We start from the raw sequence: 18,811 nt of genomic DNA on the forward strand, positions 1-18,811 counted from the left end.
GAGCCGGGATTTCGACCTCGGCCAGGGCCGCGTCGATGGCCGGGCCGGCAGCGGTGGGACGGGCGGTGGGAGCGGCCCTGTCGGCCGAGGCGGCGCTGGCCTCCCGCACCCGGCCGCGCTCGACGGGAGTCCGTGTCTCGGGGTGCAGCTGTGTCATGCCCGGCTCCCTTGTCTAGCTTGGGTAGCAAATAACTTAGCACGCTTCTTACATTCAGGAATAGGATGTCCGCATGACTCCGGCCAGGGACGACGCCCACAGCGACGCTCGACGCATCTCCGCATCCCTCACCGACCCCCGGATCATCGACCCACGGCAGGAGCTCGTGCGGCACGACGACCTCAGCGAGGAGGAGCTCGCGCAGATCGTCCGGCTGCTCGCCGCGATGCGCGAGTGGCGCGACGCCGATCAGCGGCTCAGCTTCGCCTCCCGCACGCACATGAAGCTCAACGAGACGGACATGCGGGCGCTGCGGTACATCATCGCGTCGATGAACAGCGGGGTCCCCGTCACCGCGGGTGCGCTGTCCGACCACCTCCACATCTCCACCGCATCCACGACGAAGCTGCTCGACCGGCTGGAGCGCGCCGGGCACGTCCAGCGCCGGCCCCACCCGACCGACCGCCGTGCGGTGACCGTCGAGATCACGCCCGAGACGCACCGCGAAGTGCGCCGGACCATGGGCCTGCAGCACGCCCGCCGCTTCGAAGTGGTGCGCGCGCTCAGCCCGAAGGACCGCGACACGGTCACCCGCTTCCTCCAGGACCTCAGCGCGACGACGCTGGCCCAGGCGGCGGAGCCGCTGCAGCAGCCGGGGCTTCGCCAGGAGCAGCCGCTGCAGGCGACGCCGCAGCCGACCGCCCTTCCGGCCCCGGAGCCCGCTCGGGACGCGTCACGCGGCTAGCCGCCTTCGGGTGCTCCGCCTCGTAGACGATGCGGTTGGCCATCCCGTTGAACACGATCCCGTGGAACGGCAGGATCGCGAACCAGTAGAGCCGGCCGGAGAGCCCGCGCGGGAAGAACACCGCGCGCTGCCGGTACAGGGAGCCGCCGCCTTCCCGCGGCCGCACCGACAGCTCCAGCCAGGCTCGCCCGGGAACCCGCATCTCGGCGCGCAGCCGCAGGCTCCTGCCCCGCTCGATCCGCTCGACCCGCCACCAGTCGAGGGCGTCGCCGGTGTTCAGATGGTCGGCGTCACGCCGTCCGCGGCGGAGCCCGACCCCGCCGACGAGCTTGTCCGCCCAGCCGCGCAGCGCCCAGGCGAGCGGGAACGAGTACCAGCCGCGTTCGCCGCCGATCCCCTCCACCACCCGCCACAGCAGCTCGGCGCCGGCCGTGGAGTCGCGCTCGCGCAGGTCGGTGTACACCGTGTGGCCCGACCAGTCGGGGTCGCTCGGCAGCGGGTCGCTCGGGGCGCCGGCGACCGAGGCGTCCTGCCAGCTGGTCTCCACGTCTCCGGAGCGTTCCCGTGCCAGGGCGAGCCGCACCGACCGTCGGTAGCCGGTCAGGCCCTCGGGCGGCGGCGGGATGACCGCGTCGATCTCGTGCTCGCGCATCACGCAGTCGTACTGCAGCGACTCGATGATCGGCACGGCGAGGCTGCGCGGGATGGGCGTCACCAGGTTGACCCACTGCGACGCCAGCCACGGGGTGAACACCGGGAGGGAGGCGATCGGCCGCTGCGGGAGGCCCGCCTCCAGCGCGTAGGCGTTCATCATCTGGCCGTAGCGCAGGATGTCCGGGCCGCCGATGTCGAAGGCTCGAGAAACCTCCGGAGGCAGGTCGGCGGCGGCGAGCAGGTAGTGCAGCACGTCGCGGATGGCGATCGGCTGGATGCGGTTGCGCACCCAGCGCGGCGCCGGCATGTACGGCAGCACCTCGGTGAGGTGCCGGATCATCTCGAACGACGCCGACCCAGAGCCGATCACGACGCCGGCCTGCAGCACGATCGTCGGCACGCCGGACTCCAGCAGGATGCGGCCCACCGCGACCCGGGAGCGGAGGTGACGGGAGAGCTCGCCGTCGGGGTGCAGCGCGCCGAGGTAGACGATCCGCCGGACGGCGGCGGCCCGAGCCGCCTCGGCGACCGTTCGCGCGGCGTCCGCCTCCTCCTCGTCGAAGTCGCCGCGCGCCCGCATGGCATGCACGAGGTAGTAGACGACGTCCACACCCGCCACGGCCCGCTCCACGGCGGCCGGATCGTGCAGGTCGCCCTCCACCACCTCCACGTCGCCCGCCCACGGCACGTCGGTCAGCTTCTGCGCCGAGCGCGCGAGCACCCGCACGGCGTGCCCACGCGCCAGCAGCCGGGGCACGAGCCGGCCGCCGATGTAGCCGGTCGCACCGGTGACGAGGACGCGTGAGGGAGACATGGCCCGACCCTACGCCCCGGATTCCGGCGAAATGGTGTTCGCGCAGCGAATGCCGCTTCGGGGATTCCCCGAACGTCAGGTACGTTTTTCGCATGGGCAAGCTCATCTACGGCGGGACCACCGAGATCGGTTTCGAGGACCGGGTCCTGGCGCACCTGCAGATCGTGATCGGGCTGAAGCTGCGTCGCAAGGAGGGGTTCTTCTTCTCCTGGCGCGACGAGCAGAGCGTGGGCGACGGTCGCAGCGCCATCTGGATCGACCCGGCCATCCCTCTGCTCTTCCGCTACAGCGGCGGCCGCAGCCCGCGCATCAACAAGGCGTGGCTCGAACAGCTGACGCTGTCGTCGAACAGCTCGCAGGGCCTTCAGCTGACCGAGGAGATCGGGGCGCTCGGCGCCGACGAAGTGGATGCGGAGTCCGGCGTCGGTCGTTGACCGCCGCCGCAGCGACCCGCCGGCCCCGAAACGCGAGAAGGCCCCGCACCGTTCGGTGCAGGGCCTTCCCCGGTCGTCAGGCGGCCGGTGTCAGCGGAGGTACTCCAGCAGTTCCGGGCAGCGCAGGCGCTTGAGGCTGCGGGTCTCCAGCTGGCGGACGCGCTCGCGGGTGATGCCGTAGACCTCGCCCACCTCGTCGAGCGTCATCGGCTTCTGTCCGTCGAGGCCGAAGCGCATGCGCACGACCTTGGCGTCGCGGGGCGGCAGCTCGCGGAGGCGCTCCTCCAGATCGCGGTGGCGGAACTCCACCTCCACGGCCTCGGGCGGGCCCGGGAAGTCGTCGTCCTCGATCAGGTCGCCGAGCTCCGCGCCCTCGTTCTCGCCCACCGGCACGGCCAGCGAGACCGTCTCCGAGTCGCTCATCTGCAGCTTGTGCACCTCGGCGGGGTCGAGGTTCGACGCCTCGGCCATCTCCTCCAGGGTGGGCGTGCGGCCGAGCTCTCCGCCCAGGTCGCGGCGGATGCGGTCCAGCTTGTCGATCTTCTCCACGGTGTGCACCGGGATGCGGATCAGGCGGGCCGTGTCGGCGATACCGCGCAGGATGGACTGGCGGATCCACCAGGTCGCGTAGGTGGAGAACTTGTTGCCGGTGCGGTAGTCGAACTTCTCCACCGCACGGACGAGGCCCAGGTTGCCCTCCTGGATCAGGTCCATCACCGGCAGGCCGCGGCCGGCGTAGCGCTTGGCGATGCTGACCACCAGGCGCAGGTTGGCCTCGATGAAGCGCTCGAACGCACGCTTGCCGTCGTCGGCGAGGTACTGCAGTTCGCGCTTCTCGCGGGGCGTCAGTCCGGGGCGGACGGCCAGCCGCTCCCCGGCCAGCACTCCCACCTCGATCCGCTTGGCCAGCGCGACTTCCTCGTCGGCGGTCAGCAGTCGGGTGCGGCCGATCGCGTTCAGGTAGTCGCGTACCGGGTCGTTTGTCACTTCGAGCGTCGTCATCGTGTCATCCCATTCAGCCCGCGTACTCACGGGCACAGCCATCGTTGGTGCTCTCAGTTCGGGTGTCCTCGCGCCGCCTCCGGTTGTGCCGTCGACGATGCGGGGTCGTTAGCCACGATAAGCAATGCCCCCCTCTCCCCAACAAGGGGTTGACAGTTGCGCTCCGGGTAAGCTAGCCGGTTTGCAAACCCCATCGGCCCGCGTTTGTCAAGGCTCTGCCGGGTGCTGTACAGCCCTCCTACAGTCTGCCGGGTGAGTGCGCACACATCCTCAGAGCAGAGTGCGGCGTCGCTGAAGACGATCCGCACGACCATCCCCGCCCGCATGGACCGCCTGCCATGGTCGAAATTCCACTGGCTCGTCGTCGTCGGCCTCGGCACCGTCTGGATCCTCGACGGCCTGGAGGTCACCATCGTCGGCGCCATCGGCAGCCGGCTCACCGAACCGGACAGCGGCCTGGGGCTCACCACCGCCCAGGTCGGCCTCGCCGCCGCGATCTATGTCGCCGGCGCGTGCACCGGCTCACTGGTGTTCGGCTACCTGACCGACCGGTTCGGCCGGAAACGGCTGTTCATCCTCACTCTCGGTCTGTACCTCGTCGCCACAGTGCTGACCGCCTTCTCGGTCACTCCGTGGATGTTCTTCCTCTTCCGCTTCTTCACCGGCGCGGGCATCGGCGGCGAGTACGCCGCCATCAACTCCGCGATCGACGAGCTCATCCCAGCCCGGAGGCGCGGCCTCGTGGACCTGGCCATCAACGGGTCCTACTGGCTGGGCACCGCGTTCGGCGCCGTACTGACGGTGTTCCTGCTGAACACCGCGATCTTCCCGCCCAACATCGGCTGGCGCATCGCCTTCGGGCTGGGTGCCGTTCTCGGTCTCGTCATCCTGCTGGTCCGCCGCAACGTCCCGGAGTCGCCGCGCTGGATGTTCATCCACGGCCGCGACGAGGAGGCCGAGCAGCTGGTCGCCGAGATCGAGCGCGGCGTCGAGACCGAGACGAGCCAGACCCTCGAGAAGGTCCCGGATGATCGCGCCATCGAGATCCACCAGCGGAAGTCCACCGGTTTCGGCGAGATCGTCCGGGTCGCGGTCACGCAGTACCCGAAGCGGTTCGTGCTCGGCCTGTCGCTCTTCATCGGCCAGGCGTTCCTGTACAACGCCGTGTTCTTCACCTACTCGCTGGTGCTCACCAAGCTGCTGCACGTGCCCGACGACGTCGCCCCGTGGGCGCTGGTGCCGATCGCCATCGGCAACTTCCTCGGGCCGTTCCTGCTCGGGCACCTGTTCGACACGGTCGGCCGCCGGTTCATGATCACCCTGTCGTACGTCGGGAGCGGCGTGCTGCTGGTCGGCACCGCGATCCTCTTCGACTCCGGGGCGCTGGACGCGTTCTGGCTGACGGTGTGCTGGATGGTCGTCTTCTTCTTCGCCTCCGCCGGCGCCAGCGCCGCCTACCTGACCGTCAGCGAGATCTTCCCGATGGAGACCCGGGCCATGGCGATCGCGTTCTTCTACGCGGTCGGCACGGGCATCGGCGGCATCATCGGCCCGATCCTGTTCGGCACCCTGATCGAGGGCGGCATCCACTCGGTGGTCATCGGCTACTACATCGGCGCAGGTCTCATGATCGCGGCCGGTCTGGTCGAGCTGTTCCTCGGCGTGGATGCGGAGGGGAAGTCGCTGGAGGACATCGCGACCCCGCTGTCGGCGTCGACGAAGGTGCAGACGCCGGCGCACTGATCGGCCACGCGCTGGCCCGCCACGCGCTCGCCCGCCACGCGCTGGGCCGTCAGGAGAGCAGCTCGAGCAGCGCGGGCTCCGGGGCCCGGCCGCCGGTCGTGTCGATCACCTCGCCGTTCCGGTACCGGTCGAAGATGCGCGGGTCGATGTAGCTGTTGCGGGCGATCGCCGGGGTGTTCCCCAGCGCCGCCGCCGCTTCGTTGACCGCGGCGCTGATGCGCTTCTTGCGCTGCGCGTCGGAGCCGGCGACGCCCAGCTCGGCGAGCGCCTGCGCCGCGACGATGGTGCCGTGCAGGGTGCGGAAGTCCTTGGCGGTGAACTCGCCGCGGGTCTGGCGCCGGATGTACTCGTTGAGCGACGCGGGGCGGATGGTGTGCCAGGTGCCGTCCTTCCACGACAGCAGCCGGGAACGCTGACCCCGGAGCGCCTGGATCTGGCGCAGCAGCTCGGCGAGGTCGGCGTCGCTGATCGTGCTGGTCCACTTCTGCGCCGACTTGGCCGGGAAGGTGAGCGTGATCTCGTCGCCGTCGATCGCCGCGTGGCGGCACAGCAGCGTGGTGAGCCCGCGGCTGCCGTTGGCGTGCAGGTACTCCTCGCTGCCGATCCGCACGCTCCCGAGGTCGATGATCCGGAACGCCGCCGCCAGGATGCGGTCGCGCCCGAACCCTTCCTCGCGGAGGTCCATCGTCACCTTGCGGCGCGCGGACGGCAGCGTCTCGGCGAGCTGGGAGGCGCGCTCGAACTTCAGGCGGTCCTGGTGCAGCCGCCAGGAGTCGTGGTACCGGTACTGCCGGCGACCGGCCTGGTCCGTCCCGACCGCCTGGATGTGCCCGCGCGCGTCGGGCGAGATCCACACGTCCTGCCACGCCGGCGGCAGCACGAGCGACCGGATGCGCTCCAGCTCGCGCTCGTCGACGATCCGGTTGCCCGCCTCGTCTTCATACACCGGCCCCTTGTCCGTCATCGTCCGGTGGTAGCCCGGACCGGACGGGTTGCTGCGCTTGAGCCGCGTCACGCGGGTTTCTTCGCCGACTTCGCGGGCGCCTTGCGCGTGGTCGACGACTTCGCGGAGCTCGAGCTCTTCCGAGCGGCCGGCTTCTTCTCGGCGGCGGTCTTCGAGCCCGCGGAGGAGGACTTCGAGGACGACGACGAGGACGACGACTTCGCGGGCGACGACTTCGCGGACGACTTGGACGAGCGGCTCCGCTCCACGCTCCGCTGCAGCGCCTCCATCAGGTCGATCACCTCGCCGCCGCCCTTCTCCTTCTCCTCCTCGCCGAAGGTGGCCGCGGTGTCGACGCTGTCGCCCTCCTCCAGCTTCGCGTCGATCAGCTTGCGGAGTTCGTCCTGGTACTCGTCGCTGAACTTCTCCGGCTCGAAGTCGCCCGCGAAGCTCTCCATCAGGGCGCTCGAGAGCTGCAGCTCGCGGTCGGAGATCCGCGGCGTCTGGTCGAGAGACGGGAATTCGGCCGCGCGGATCTCGTCGTGCCAGAGCAGCGTCTGCAGCACCAGGACGTTGCCTCGCACGCGCAGAGCGCCCAGACGTGTCTTCTGCCGCAGCGCGAACTCGACGATCGCGGTGCGCTCCTCGTCCTCGAGGGTCTTTCGGAGCAGTGCGTAGGCCTTGAGCGACTTGGAGTCGGGCTCGAGGTAGTAGCTGCGGTCGAACATCAGCGGGTCGAGCTGGTCGTTGGGCACGAACTCCACCACGTCGATCTCACGGCTGCGTTCCGCCGGGAGCGACGCGAGGTCCTCCGGGGTCAGGATCACCGTCCGCTCGCCGTCGTCGTACGCCTTCGCGATGTGCTCGTACGGGATGACCTTGCCGTCGATCTCGCAGCGTCGCTGGTAGCGGATGCGTCCGCCGTCCTCGTCGTGCACCTGGTGCAGGGGGACGTCGTGATCCTCGGTTGCGCTGTACACCTTCACCGGGACGTTCACGAGTCCGAAGGTGATGGCGCCCGTCCAAATGGCCCTCATGAGCCCATCGTGTCCGGGGATCACCCCCTTTTCAAGCATTGATCAGGGAATGCACCGGAAGCGGCTGCCCCGGGCGTACCGTGTGGCTATGGCCGCCCAGGACTCCGAGGTCGTCGAGATCGACGGCCGCCGCCTCAAGCTGACCAATCTCGACAAGGTGATGTACCCCGAGACCGGGACGACGAAGGCCGACATCTTCGGGTACTACGACGCGGTCGCCGAGGCGATGATCCCGCACGTGCGAGACCGCATCGCCACCCGGAAGCGCTGGGTGCACGGCGTGGGGACGCCGGACCACCCGGCGGAGGTGTTCTTCCAGAAGAACCTGGACCCCGCATCCACCCCGGACTGGGTGAAGCAGGCGGCCATCACGCACAAGACGAGCACCAACACCTACCCGCTGGTGAACGACCGGGCGACGCTGATCTGGCTCGCGCAGATCGCGTCCCTCGAGATCCACGTGCCGCAGTGGCGCGTCGACCGCCGCGGCGAGCGCGGCAACCCCGACCGGCTGGTGCTCGACCTCGACCCCGGCGAGGGCGTCACCCTCGCCGACTGCGCGGAGGTCGCCCGCCTGGCCCGCGCCATCCTCAGCGACATGGGGCTGGAGCCCTACCCGGTGACCTCCGGCTCGAAGGGCATCCACCTCTACGCGGCGCTCGACGGCACGCAGACGAGCGACCGGATCTCCGCGGTGGCGCACGAGCTGGCGCGCGCGCTGGAGGCGGACCACCCTGACCTCGTCGTCAGCGACATGAAGAAGTCGCTGCGGGCGGGCAAGGTGCTGGTCGACTGGAGCCAGAACAACGGCGCCAAGACGACGATCGCGCCGTACTCGCTGCGCGGGCGGTTCCAGCCGACTGTCGCGGCTCCGCGGACCTGGCGCGAGCTCGCCTCCCGAGACCTGCGGCACCTCGACTACCGCGAGGTCATGCAGCGGGTCAAGCGCCGCGGCGACCTCCTCGCCGGGCTCGACGCCGACGGCGCCGGGGCGCACGCGTCCGAGCCGGACCGGCTCTCGACGTACCGCTCCATGCGCGACGCGGGCAGGACACCGGAACCGGTGCCGGCCGAGCGGCCGGCGGCGCGCGACGGGCGCTCGTTCGTCATCCAGGAGCACCACGCCCGTCGGCTGCACTGGGACTTCCGGCTGGAGAACGACGGGGTGCTGGTGAGCTGGGCGCTGCCGAAGGGCACCCCCACCGACACCAAGCAGAACCACCTCGCCGTGCACACCGAGGACCACCCGCTGGAGTACGGCGGCTTCGCCGGCGACATCCCGCACGGCGAGTACGGCGCCGGCCATGTCGACATCTGGGACCACGGCGACTACGACCTGGAGAAGTGGCGCGACGACGAGGTCATCGCGACCCTCCACGGCCAGCCGGACGGCGGTCTGGGCGGCGTGCCGCAGAAGTTCGCCCTGATCCGCACGGCTCAAGGGGGCGACGAGAAGAACTGGCTGATCCACCGGATGAAGCTCGACGATCCGGAGGCGGAGCGTGGCGGAGACCGTGCGGCCGGCTCCGAGCGGCCGCGCTCGACGACGCGCTCCTCGCGCCCGGCAGCGGGCGAGCGCCCCTCCGGAACCCCGGTCTCCCCCATGCTCGCCACACTCGGTTCCGCGGCCGACATCACGGACGAGGACGAGTGGGCGTTCGAGATGAAGTGGGACGGCATCCGGGCGGTCGCGGAGATCCGCGGCGGACAGCTGCGGCTCACGACGCGCAACGGCAACGACGTGACCGTCACCTACCCCGATCTCGCGGGGCTGGCCGGCCTCGCGGGCGACCACGACTTCGTTCTCGACGGCGAGATCGTCACCCTCAACGCGAAGGGGCGCCCCGACTTCGGCCTGCTGCAGACCCGGATGGGACTCACGCGGCCGGCGGACGTGCAGTCCGCCCTCACGCGAGCCCCCGCCCACTACATGGTGTTCGACGTTCTGGAGGTCGACGGGACGTCGCACACGCGGGACCCGTACGACGAGCGCCGGACGCTGCTCAGGGAGGTGCTCCGGCCGGGCCGCGGCGACCCGGTCCAGGTGCCGCCCGCGTTCGACGGCGATCTGGCGCACGCGGTCGCCTCGAGCAAGGAGCTGGGACTCGAAGGCGTGATGGCCAAGCGCCGGGACAGCACCTACGCCACCGGTCGCCGATCGCGCTCCTGGATCAAGATCAAGCACCACCTCACCCAGGAGGTCGTGATCGGCGGCTGGACGCCCGGGAACGGCCGCCGGGCGAACACGATCGGCGCCCTGCTGCTCGGCATCCCGGACGGCGACACGCTGCGCTACGTCGGCAAGGTCGGCACCGGCTTCAGCGACCGCGCTCTGGACGATCTGACGGCGAAGCTGGCACGGCACGAACGGAAGAGCAGCCCGCTGGAGGGGGTGCCGGCGGCGGATGCGCGCGGAGCGCACTGGGTGCGGCCCGACATCGTCGGCGAGGTCGAGTTCGCCGAGTGGACCGGCCCCGGCCGGCTCCGTCAGCCGTCGTGGCGCGGGCTGCGCCCGGACAAGCGGCCGGACCAGGTCGTGCGCGAGAGCTGAGCGGCGAGGCGGCCGCGCTCGAGGGTGGGCGCTAGGGGGTTGGGCGCTAGGGGGTGGGCGCCAGCGCGTCGTACCGGCGGAAGGTGCCCTGCACTCGCACGATCACGGCGACGAGAACCACGATCAGCAGCCCGCCGAGCAGCGGCGGGAACCAGAGCGCCCCGGTGAGTGCGAGCACCCCGATGTACAGGTCGCCGAGGCGCGGTCCGCCGGTCACGACGACCGTGAAGACGCCCTGCAGCCGACCGCGCATGACATCCGGCGCCGACGCCTGGAGGATCGTCATCCGGAAGATCGAGCTCACGTTGTCCGCCGCACCCGAGGCCGCCAGCAGGATGGTCGCGGCCAGCAGCGCCGGCAGGTTGGCCTGCGCGAAGGACGCTCCCCCACCCGCCGTGCCGGTCAGCGCGACCACCGCCAGCACGACGCCGAAGCCCAGGATGCTCGCGCCGTAGACGACGATCGCCCGTGCGACCGCGCGCCCCTGCCAGCGCACTCCGCCGAGCCTGCCCGAGAACACGCTCGACACGAGCGTGCCGACCGCACCGGCCGCGGTCAGGATGCCGACGGTCAGCGGCCCCCCGCCGATGAGCAGGGCGCCGACGGCCGGGAACAGCGCGCGGGGCTGGCCGAAGGTCATGGCGATGACGTCGAGCACGAACGTCATGCTGAGGTTCGGGGCGGTGCGCAGGAAGCGCAGCCCTTCGAGCACCGAGGCCAGCCCCGCGCCCTTCCGCTCACCCTCCGGCACGATGGCGGGGAGGGTGAAGATGCCGAGGAACGCGGCCGTGAAGAGCACCGCATCCACCGTGTAGGTCCACGGGATGCCGACCGTCGCGGCCAGGAGGCCCGCCAGCGCCGGGCCGACCGTCACCATGACGCCCATGCTGATGCCGCCGAGCGCGCTGGCCGCGGGGAGCAGCCGCGTCGGCAGCAGCCGCGGCGTGATCGCCTGGCGGGTCGCACCGATCATGACGCCAGCGACGGCGTTGATGGTGGTGAGCACGTACAGCGGCCAGACCACCGGGATGTGCGCCCAGGCGAGCAGCGCGAGGCACGCGGTCGAGAGCCACGCGACGACGGCGGTCACCAGAGCGACCTTGCGGCGGTCGAACGCGTCGGCGAGCACGCCGCCGTAGAGCCCGAACACGATCATCGGCACCAGGGCGAAGAGCGCCACCAGCGAGACGGCGAGCGTCGAATGGGTCAGGTCGAAGATGTGCAGGCCGACCGCGACGATCGTCATCTGCGACCCGATGCCCGAGATCGCGCCGCCGATCCACAGCCGGGCGAACGCGGGCGACTCGCGCAGCGGCGACAGGTCGACCATGTGCCGCCGGCGCGCGGGCGGCGCCTCGACCGGGTCGTGCTGCGCGCTCGGGTCGGCGTCCGGCGCGAGCGGGTCGGCAGGCGCGAGCGGGTCGGCGGTGCGGTCCGCCGGGTCCCCGCTCAGAACCGGGGCTGCTTGCTGAGGCGGACCGCCGCGGTGGAGAACACCACGCCCGCCAGCATGATCACCACGGTGATCGCCTGGAGCAGCACCTGGAAGAAGGGGGTGAACGGCGTGACCGAGACCCAGAGCCAGAGGATGGCGCCGATCAGCGTGATCACGTAGCTGAACGTGCGACGGGCGTAGAGCGCGTTGAGCGACACGACGGTGGCGGCGACGGTCACCTGGAAGAACGGGAGGAACGAGTCCGCGTTGCCGGTCCACGTCGCGACCAGGCTCCAGATTCCGACCACCAGCGACACCAGCACCACGAGGGTGGCGAGGAGGTTGCCGAGTGCGCTCGGGAGGGTGGTGCTCAGGCTGCGGACAAGCGTGCCCTGCTCGTCGCTTCCGACGACCTCGCGCTGGTGCTCGTTGGGCTGGGAGATGACGTGCGTGCTCACGCCGTCGATCCTAGCGCAGCGGAGGGACGCCGGAGCCGCGGCGTACATTGAGCGGCATGGCCGCCTCCCGTCGCCGAGCACGCTCTCGGATCCCGCTTCCCGCCCGTATCCGACGCATGGATGCGCGCGTGGCCGCGCGGATCAACGCACGCACGACGGGCCCCGAGGTCGACGGTTTCTGGCGCGGGCTGACCCGCGCGGCCAACCACGGGAAGCTGTGGTTCGCCGTCGCCGCGGTGCTGGTCGCGCTGGGCCGTCCGCGTGCCGCCGCGCGCGGGCTCGCGTCCCTGGGACTCGCCAGCCTGGTCGCGAACCTGGCCGGCAAGCGGCTGGTCGGCGGCGACCGCCCGGCGCTCACCTCCATCCCGGTGGCGCGGCGCCTGCAGCGGACGCCGACGTCGCCGTCGTTCCCGTCCGGGCACACCGCGAGCGCTGCCGCCTTCGCCACCGGGGTCGGGCTGGAGTGGCCCGCCGCGGGCGCCGTGCTGGCGCCGCTGGCGGCCGGTGTGGGCTACTCACGGCTGCACACCGGCGCCCACTGGCTGTCGGACGTCGCGGGCGGCGCCGCCATCGGCGCGGGCGCGGCGCTGGCCGTGAAAGCCGCGGTGCCGGCCCTGAAGCGCACGGTCCCTCGCGACCCGCCCACCGCACGGATGATCGACCTCCCGGCCACGGAGACGGGCGAGGGCGTGTTCGTCGTCGTCAATCCCGGTTCCGGTCGCGGGCTCGGCCGCCCGGCCGCCGGTCCGCTGCTGCGCGAGAAGCTGCCGCAGGCGCGTGTCCACGAGCTTCAGGAGGGCGACGACATCGCCGACCTGATCGGCCACGAGCTCCGCTCCGGACGGCCGCCCACGGTGCTCGGCGCCTACGGCGGGGACGGGACGGTCGCCGCCGTCGCGCAGCAGGCGCTGGCGGCGGACCTCCCGCTGCTCGTCTTCCCGGGAGGGACGTTCAACCACTTCGCCAAGGCGGCCCTGCTCGACAGCGTCGACGCAGCGCTCTCCGCCCTCGCGGCGGGGCATGGCCGCGAGGTCGACGTCGCCGACCTGGGGTTCGGCGACGGACACGAGGTCACGGTGCTGAACACCGCCTCCGTGGGCATCTACCCGTCGTTCGTCGAGGAGCGCGAGAAGCACGAGAAGCGGCTCGGCAAGCCGATCGCGGCGCTGCTGGCCGCCATCCGCGTCGTCCGCCGCGGCGACCCCCTGCAGGTGCGCATCGACGGGGAGCGTCGCGCGGTGTGGTCGGTGTTCGTCGGCGTGGACCGCTATTACCCGGTCGCCGTCGCCCCCATCGAGCGGCGCAGGCTGGACGACCACCTGCTCGACGTGCGCATCCTGTTCGCCGGCGGCCGTCCGCGCACCCGCGGCGCGGTCGCCCTCGCGTTCGGCGGACGGACGGACGCGCTCGTCGCGCGCCTGCCGTTCCTGCAGGGACCGCCCGCGCTCGATGCGCGGACGGTCGGCGAGATCACCATCGAGGCCGACGGCGACGATCCCGGGTACGCCCACGACGGCGAGGCGTCGATCGAGATCCCCGGAGAGCCCAAGCGGCTCACGCTCCGGATGCGCGCCTCCGCTCTCCGGGTCTACTCGCCGCCCGCCTGAGCCCCGGCCGGCGCCGCCGGCGACGCGGGCAGCGGCTGCGGCGCCTCCGGGCCCGTGTAGCGCGACGACGGCCGGAGGATCTTGCCGTCGGCCGCCTGCTCCAGGATGTGCGCCGTCCAGCCCACGACGCGGGCCGCGGCGAACGTCGGGGTGAACATCGTCCGGGGCAGGCCGCACAGCTCCATCACCACCCCGGCGTAGAACTCGACGTTGGTGTGCAGCTCTCGTCCCGGTTTCAGCTCCGCCAGCAGCTCCTGCACCCGCCGCTCCACCTGGACGGCGAACGCGACCCGCGGACCGCCGAACCCCTCGGCGAACTCGCGGAGCATGCGCGAGCGAGGGTCCTCGGTGCGGTAGACGGCGTGGCCGAACCCCATGACCCGTCCGCCCTCCGCCAGGGTGCGGCGCACCCACTCGTCGGTGCGATCCGGCGTGCCGATCTCGTCGAGGGTGTCGAGCGCGCGGCTCGGGGCGCCGCCGTGCAGCGGACCGCCGAGCGCCCCGAGAGCGCCGCCGACCGCGGACGTCAGGTCGGCGCCGGTGGAGGCGATCACGCGCGCCGTGAAGGTGGAGGCGTTGAAGCCGTGGTCGATCGCGGCCGTCATGTACGCGCTCAGGGCGCGCTCCTCGTGAGCGGTGGGGACGTGCCCGGTCACCAGTTGCAGGTATCCGGCGACGTGCCCGAGGTCGTCCCGGGGCGGCAGCGGCTCGCGGCCCGCGGCGAGCGCGTGGATCGTCGCCAACAGGACCGGCGTCACCGCGGCGACCCGGATGGCGTCGTCCAGCCGCGCATCCGGCGTCTCGTCGTAGAGCGGCCGGACGCGGTCCGCGGCGGCCACCGCGGTCAGCGCCATCCGCAGTGCGGCCAGCGCATCGCCGCCGGCTGTGAGCCGCGCGATGGCGGGCAGCAGCGGGCGCACCTCCTCCGGGATGCGGCGCGCCGCGACGATGCGGGCGCGGAACCCGTCTAGTTCGGAACCCGTGGGGAGTCCGCCGAACAGGAGCAGGTACCACGCCTCCTCGAAGGTGCGCTCGCGCGCCAGGTCCACCGCCGAGTACTGGCGGTAGTGGTAGAAGCCCTCGTGCCCGCGCACGTCGCCGAGGGCGGTCCGCGCCGCGACCACGTTCGTGAGCCCGCGGGGAACGTCGATGAGTGTGTCATCCATCCTGTCCATACCGGTATGGTGAACTGGATCGAATGCTTCGTCAACGTTGATCGGATCAATATGGATGCGCTTCCCCGCCTCACCGCGGAGCAGACCGCCGAGCGCCTGGACGTCAAGCTCGAGACGCTCTACGCCTACGTCGCCCGCGGGCGCCTCTCGCGCGAGCGGACCGCGGACGGGTCGAGCTTCGATCCGCTCGAGGTGGAACGGTTCGCGGCCGCGCGACGGCGGCGCCCGGGCGCCACAGCCCGCTCGGAGGGCTCGCCCCTGATGGTGATCGAGACCGGATTCGCCCTCATCGACGACGGCGAGCTGTCCTACCGCGGACGACCGGTCGGCGACCTGGCGAGCGAGCCGTTCGAGACCGTGGCGCACTGGGCTCTCACCGGCGCGTGGGACCCCGAGGCCCGGCTGACGTCGCCGGCCGACCTGGAGCCGGCGCGCGCGGCGGCCGCGGCCCTCCCTGCGGCGGCGGGCGACCGGGACCGCCAGCTGGTGGCCGTCACCGCCCTCGCCGCGGCGGACCCCCTGCGAGCCTTTCTCGACCCGTCGGTCGTCGCGAGTGCCGGGGAGCGGCTGGTCGCGGGGATGGTGGAGGTGCTGCCGCTGCGCTCTGCGGGCGCGGACCCCGGCCCGCGCGAATCCCGGGGCTCGCTCGCGGAGCGGTTGTTCGCCCGCTTGGCGTCCGCGCCACCGGACGACGCCGATCCGGCCCTGCTCAACGCCGCTCTCGTGCTGCTCCTCGACCACGACATCGCCGTCTCGACGCTGGCCGCCCGCGCGGCCGCGTCGGCCCGGGCGACGCCCTACGGTGTCGTCGTCGCGGGACTCGGCGCCCTCGACTCGCCCCTGCACGGCAACGCCAGCCGCGCCGCCCACCGGCTACTTGCGCGGGCGGCCGCCGGTGAGGACCCGGCCCGCGTCGTCTCCGACTCGGTCCTCACCACGCACGGACCCGTGCCCGGATTCGGGCAGCCGCTCTACCCCGCGGGCGATCCGCGGGCGCGCATCCTCCTCAGCATGATCGCCGAGGACGGACGGCACGCAGAGGTGATCGCAGCGGTGGATGCCGTGACCGGCGTGATGCGCGACCGCACGGGCGCGCATCCCAACATCGACCTCGCGCTCGGCGCCCTGACGCTCGCCTGCGGGATGGCGGACGACGCCGGCGAGGTCGTGTTCGCCACGGCGCGCACGGTCGGCTGGCTGGTGCACGCCCTCGACGAGTACGGCCGCGCGCCGCTGCGGCTGCGGCCGGTGGGACGCTACACAGGGCCGTGAGGCGCGGGGCCGCGCGCGGCGAGCCGGCCGTGGGCCGGACCGCGCGCGGCGCCGCTCAGCGCCGCAGCGCCTTTCGGGCCAGCCAGTTGCCGAGGAACTGCGCGGCCTGCACCAGCACGACGATCGTGATCACGGCGATCCACGTCACCGCCCAGTTGTAGCGCTGGTAGCCGTAGGAGATCGCGAAGTCGCCCAGGCCGCCGCCGCCGATGCTGCCCGCGACCGCCGACAGGTCGACGATCGCGACGAAGATGAACGTGTAGCCCAGGATGAGCGGGCCGAGCGCCTCCGGGATCAGCAGCGTCGTGATGATGCGCCACGGGCTCGAACCCATGGCACGCGCCGCCTCGATCACGCCCGGCTCGATGGTCACCAGGTTCTGCTCCACGATGCGCGATATGCCGAAGGTGGCGGCGATCGTCATCGGGAAGATGGCCGCCGGCGTGCCCAGGAAGGTTCCGAGGACCAGCTGCGTCAACGGCGCGATCGCCGTCATGAAGATGATGAACGGGATGGGCCGGATGAAGTTGACCAGCACGTTGAGCACGGTGGACAGCGTCCGGTTCTCCAGCAGGCCGCCGCGGCGGGTGGTGTAGAGCAGCACGCCGAGCGCGAGGCCCAGGATGCCGCCGAGCACGAGCGTCGCGACGACCATCCACAGCGTCTGCCCGATGGACTGCAGGTACACGGGCCAGAGGGCCGACCAGTCGGTCATGCGGCCACCTCCTCGACCTCGGTGACGGTGCGCAGGTCGGCGATGAGCGCATCCACGTCGCCCGGCTCACCGAGCAGCTCCAGAGTCAGGCTGCCGAACGAGCGGCCCTGCAACGCCGAGATGCCGCCGTAGACGATCTCGAACCGGACGTTGTGGCGGCCCACCGCATCCGACAGCACCGAGCCCAGCCGGCCGTCGTCGTGGATGCGGGCCGACACGATGCGCCCGCTGTGCTTGCCGCGGAGCCGCTCGATGTCGGCCTCCCCCGGCTGGTTGCGCAGCACGGTGCCGACGAACCGCTGCGCGGTCGGGGTGCGCGGCGCCGAGAAGACCTCGAAGACGCTCCCGGTCTCGATCACCCGGCCCCCGTCGAGCACGGCGACGCGGTCGGCGATGGACCGGACGACCTCCATCTCGTGGGTGATCACGACGATGGTGACGCCGAGCTCCTGGTTCACCCGCTTCAGCAGGGCGAGCACATCGGAGGTCGTCTCCGGGTCGAGCGCGCTGGTCGCCTCGTCGGCGAGCAGGATGTCCGGGTTCGTCGCGAGCGCGCGGGCGATGCCCACCCGCTGCTTCTGCCCGCCCGACAGCTGGTCGGGGTAGCTCCACGCCTTGTCCGTCAAGCCGACGAAGGCGAGCAGCTCGGCGACGCGCTTCTTGCGGTCGTCGGCCGGCCATCCCGCCACCTTGAGCGGGTACGCGACGTTGCCGAACACCGTGCGCGAGCGGAACAGGTTGAACTGCTGGAAGATCATCCCGATCCCGGCGCGCACCCGCCGGAGCTCGCGCTCCCTCAGTGTCGTGAGGTCGCGTCCGTCCACGATCACGGAACCGGCGGTCGGATGCTCCAGCGCGTTGATCAGGCGCACCAGCGTGCTCTTTCCGGCACCCGAGTATCCGATGATGCCGAAGATCTCGCCCCGCCCGATGGTGAGGTCGAGCCGGTCGACCGCCGGGACCGCGGCGTCGCCCGAGCCGAAGCTCTTGGTGACGCCGCGGAACTCGATGATCGGCGCGGCGGCGTCCCGGGCGTTCCGGTCCGCGGTCCGGTGTGTCGTCCGATCCGGCGTCCGATCCGGCGTCCGATCCGCCTTCCGGTCCGCCACTACTGGGCCGCCTGGATGGTCTTCTTCAGCTTGTCGAGGATGCCGATCAGCTCGGACGACGAACGGTCGACGATCACGGCCGTGTTCTTCGACTCCGCGAGCACCGCATCCGTGACGGCCTTGGTGTGGTACAGCTCCGCGATCTTCTGGTACGTCTTGTTGTCCTTGTCCTTCGCGCGGGCGACGAAGGCGTTGATGTACGGCTCGGCGGTCGACGACTTCGGGTCGTCCTGGAACAGCGCCGACTTCGGGTCGATGCCGGCGGTGAGCGCGTAGTTGTTGTTGACGATGGCGCCGTCGGCGGAGCTGAGAGCGGGCGCCGTCTGGGCGGCATCCACCGGGATGACCGTCACCTTCGACGCGGCGGCGTCGATGTCGGCCGGGGTCGCGAGAGTGCTCCCGCCGTTCTTGAGCTTCAGCAGTCCCGCCTTCTGCAGCACGAGGAGCGCACGGGCCTGGTTCGTCGGGTCGTTCGGGATGGCGATCTTCCCGCCCTGCGGGATGTCCTTCAGGCTGGTGTGCTTGGTCGAGTACAGCGGCAGCGGCACAACCAGTGTGGAGCCGATCGGCACCAGGTCCTGCTTGGCCTGCACGTCGTAGTTCGCCAGGAACTGGAGGTGCTGGAACAGGTTCAGGTCGAGCTGACCGTCGGCGAGCGCCGGGTTGGCCTGGGTGTAGTCGCGGAAATTGACCGTCTGGATGTCGATGCCCTCCTTGGCCGCCTCCTTCTTGAGGACGCCCCAGTACGGCGACGACGCCTCCGTCGTCCCGATCTTGACGGTGACGGACTTCGCCGTCGCCGCCCCGGAGCCGGTCAGGTTGACGACCACCAGCACGATCGCGACGATCACGGCCACGACGGCGACGCCGATGCCGACGAACCAGCCGGTGCGGGAGCGCTTCGGCTTCTCCGGCAGCGCGGGGGTGGACGGGGTGGCGTCGGACATGGCTGTGCCTCTC

At 71.4% G+C, this 18,811-nt stretch carries 15 protein-coding genes and 1 pseudogene; 6 read left to right on the top strand and 10 right to left on the bottom strand.

The genetic code is table 11. From position 1 onward, the window contains the following. Nucleotides 1-488 precede the first annotated feature (488 nt). A pseudogene (locus tag ACR9Y5_RS11985) lies at nucleotides 489-572 on the top strand (MarR family winged helix-turn-helix transcriptional regulator); the annotation flags it as partial. Between the two features lie 193 nt (nucleotides 573-765). Here the strand turns inward: ACR9Y5_RS11985 and ACR9Y5_RS11990 are convergent. Then, the gene (locus ACR9Y5_RS11990) at nucleotides 766-2,370 is read right to left on the bottom strand and encodes an SDR family oxidoreductase (RefSeq protein WP_481298160.1); all 1,605 of its coding nucleotides are present in this window, start codon (nucleotides 2,368-2,370) and stop codon (nucleotides 766-768) included. Between the two features lie 92 nt (nucleotides 2,371-2,462). Here ACR9Y5_RS11990 and ACR9Y5_RS11995 point away from each other — a divergent pair, with 92 nt between their 5' ends. Then, a complete protein-coding gene (locus ACR9Y5_RS11995) occupies nucleotides 2,463-2,804 on the top strand; it encodes a DUF7882 family protein (RefSeq protein ID WP_481298161.1) in 342 nt (113 codons plus the stop codon). A 90-nt stretch (nucleotides 2,805-2,894) separates the two neighbouring features. Here the strand turns inward: ACR9Y5_RS11995 and ACR9Y5_RS12000 are convergent, their stop codons facing one another. Further along, the gene (locus ACR9Y5_RS12000; protein WP_310129933.1) at nucleotides 2,895-3,806 is read right to left on the bottom strand and encodes a sigma-70 family RNA polymerase sigma factor; all 912 of its coding nucleotides are present in this window, start codon (nucleotides 3,804-3,806) and stop codon (nucleotides 2,895-2,897) included. 324 nt (nucleotides 3,807-4,130) lie between these two features. Between ACR9Y5_RS12000 and ACR9Y5_RS12005 the strand changes: the two genes are divergently transcribed. Continuing rightward, on the top strand, nucleotides 4,131-5,549 hold the full coding sequence (locus ACR9Y5_RS12005; protein ID WP_481299566.1) for an MFS transporter: 1,419 nt from the start codon (nucleotides 4,131-4,133) through the stop codon (nucleotides 5,547-5,549). A gap of 49 nt (nucleotides 5,550-5,598) precedes the next feature. On the opposite strand, the gene ACR9Y5_RS12010 is transcribed toward ACR9Y5_RS12005, so the two are convergent. Both ACR9Y5_RS12010 and ku read right to left on the bottom strand, forming a co-directional pair. After that, nucleotides 5,599-6,564 (bottom strand): DNA topoisomerase IB, encoded by a 966-nt coding sequence (locus ACR9Y5_RS12010; protein ID WP_481298162.1) that lies wholly within the window; start codon nucleotides 6,562-6,564, stop codon nucleotides 5,599-5,601. Continuing rightward, nucleotides 6,561-7,529 (bottom strand): non-homologous end joining protein Ku, encoded by a 969-nt coding sequence (gene ku, locus ACR9Y5_RS12015; RefSeq protein ID WP_481298163.1) that lies wholly within the window; start codon nucleotides 7,527-7,529, stop codon nucleotides 6,561-6,563. The genes ACR9Y5_RS12010 and ku overlap by 4 nt, the downstream gene beginning before the upstream one ends. Nucleotides 7,530-7,617: 88 nt before the next feature. Between ku and ACR9Y5_RS12020 the strand changes: the two genes are divergently transcribed. Beyond that, on the top strand, nucleotides 7,618-10,080 hold the full coding sequence (locus ACR9Y5_RS12020; RefSeq protein ID WP_481298164.1) for an ATP-dependent DNA ligase: 2,463 nt from the start codon (nucleotides 7,618-7,620) through the stop codon (nucleotides 10,078-10,080). A 46-nt stretch (nucleotides 10,081-10,126) separates the two neighbouring features. On the opposite strand, the gene ACR9Y5_RS12025 is transcribed toward ACR9Y5_RS12020, so the two are convergent. Next, nucleotides 10,127-11,410, bottom strand: coding sequence for an MFS transporter (locus tag ACR9Y5_RS12025; protein ID WP_481298165.1), 1,284 nt, complete (start codon nucleotides 11,408-11,410; stop codon nucleotides 10,127-10,129). Between the two features lie 119 nt (nucleotides 11,411-11,529). After that, complete coding sequence (locus ACR9Y5_RS12030; protein WP_481298166.1) at nucleotides 11,530-11,973, bottom strand: hypothetical protein; 444 nt, start codon at nucleotides 11,971-11,973, stop codon at nucleotides 11,530-11,532. A gap of 128 nt (nucleotides 11,974-12,101) precedes the next feature. Between ACR9Y5_RS12030 and ACR9Y5_RS12035 the strand changes: the two genes are divergently transcribed. Continuing rightward, nucleotides 12,102-13,580 carry a phosphatase PAP2 family protein gene (locus tag ACR9Y5_RS12035; RefSeq protein WP_481298167.1) on the top strand — a complete coding sequence of 493 codons (1,479 nt, stop codon included), beginning with the start codon at nucleotides 12,102-12,104 and terminating at the stop codon, nucleotides 13,578-13,580. Here ACR9Y5_RS12035 and ACR9Y5_RS12040 read toward each other — a convergent pair. Beyond that, the gene (locus ACR9Y5_RS12040) at nucleotides 13,562-14,755 is read right to left on the bottom strand and encodes a citrate/2-methylcitrate synthase (protein WP_481298168.1); all 1,194 of its coding nucleotides are present in this window, start codon (nucleotides 14,753-14,755) and stop codon (nucleotides 13,562-13,564) included. The genes ACR9Y5_RS12035 and ACR9Y5_RS12040 overlap by 19 nt on opposite strands. A gap of 6 nt (nucleotides 14,756-14,761) precedes the next feature. On the opposite strand from ACR9Y5_RS12040, the gene ACR9Y5_RS12045 reads away from it, so the two are divergent. Beyond that, nucleotides 14,762-16,027 carry a citrate/2-methylcitrate synthase gene (locus tag ACR9Y5_RS12045; protein ID WP_481298169.1) on the top strand — a complete coding sequence of 422 codons (1,266 nt, stop codon included), beginning with the start codon at nucleotides 14,762-14,764 and terminating at the stop codon, nucleotides 16,025-16,027. 55 nt (nucleotides 16,028-16,082) lie between these two features. Here the strand turns inward: ACR9Y5_RS12045 and ACR9Y5_RS12050 are convergent, their stop codons facing one another. The 3 genes from ACR9Y5_RS12050 to ACR9Y5_RS12060 form a co-directional block, all read right to left on the bottom strand. After that, nucleotides 16,083-16,742 (bottom strand): methionine ABC transporter permease, encoded by a 660-nt coding sequence (locus tag ACR9Y5_RS12050; RefSeq protein WP_481298170.1) that lies wholly within the window; start codon nucleotides 16,740-16,742, stop codon nucleotides 16,083-16,085. Beyond that, the gene (locus tag ACR9Y5_RS12055; RefSeq protein ID WP_481299567.1) at nucleotides 16,739-17,755 is read right to left on the bottom strand and encodes a methionine ABC transporter ATP-binding protein; all 1,017 of its coding nucleotides are present in this window, start codon (nucleotides 17,753-17,755) and stop codon (nucleotides 16,739-16,741) included. Before ACR9Y5_RS12055 ends, ACR9Y5_RS12050 begins: the two co-directional genes overlap by 4 nt. 95 nt (nucleotides 17,756-17,850) lie before the next feature. Beyond that, nucleotides 17,851-18,798, bottom strand: a complete 948-nt coding sequence (locus ACR9Y5_RS12060) for a MetQ/NlpA family ABC transporter substrate-binding protein (RefSeq protein ID WP_481298171.1) — start codon at nucleotides 18,796-18,798, stop codon at nucleotides 17,851-17,853. Nucleotides 18,799-18,811 lie beyond the last annotated feature (13 nt).

This window comes from Leifsonia sp. KNZ13-11D (assembly GCF_056754895.1).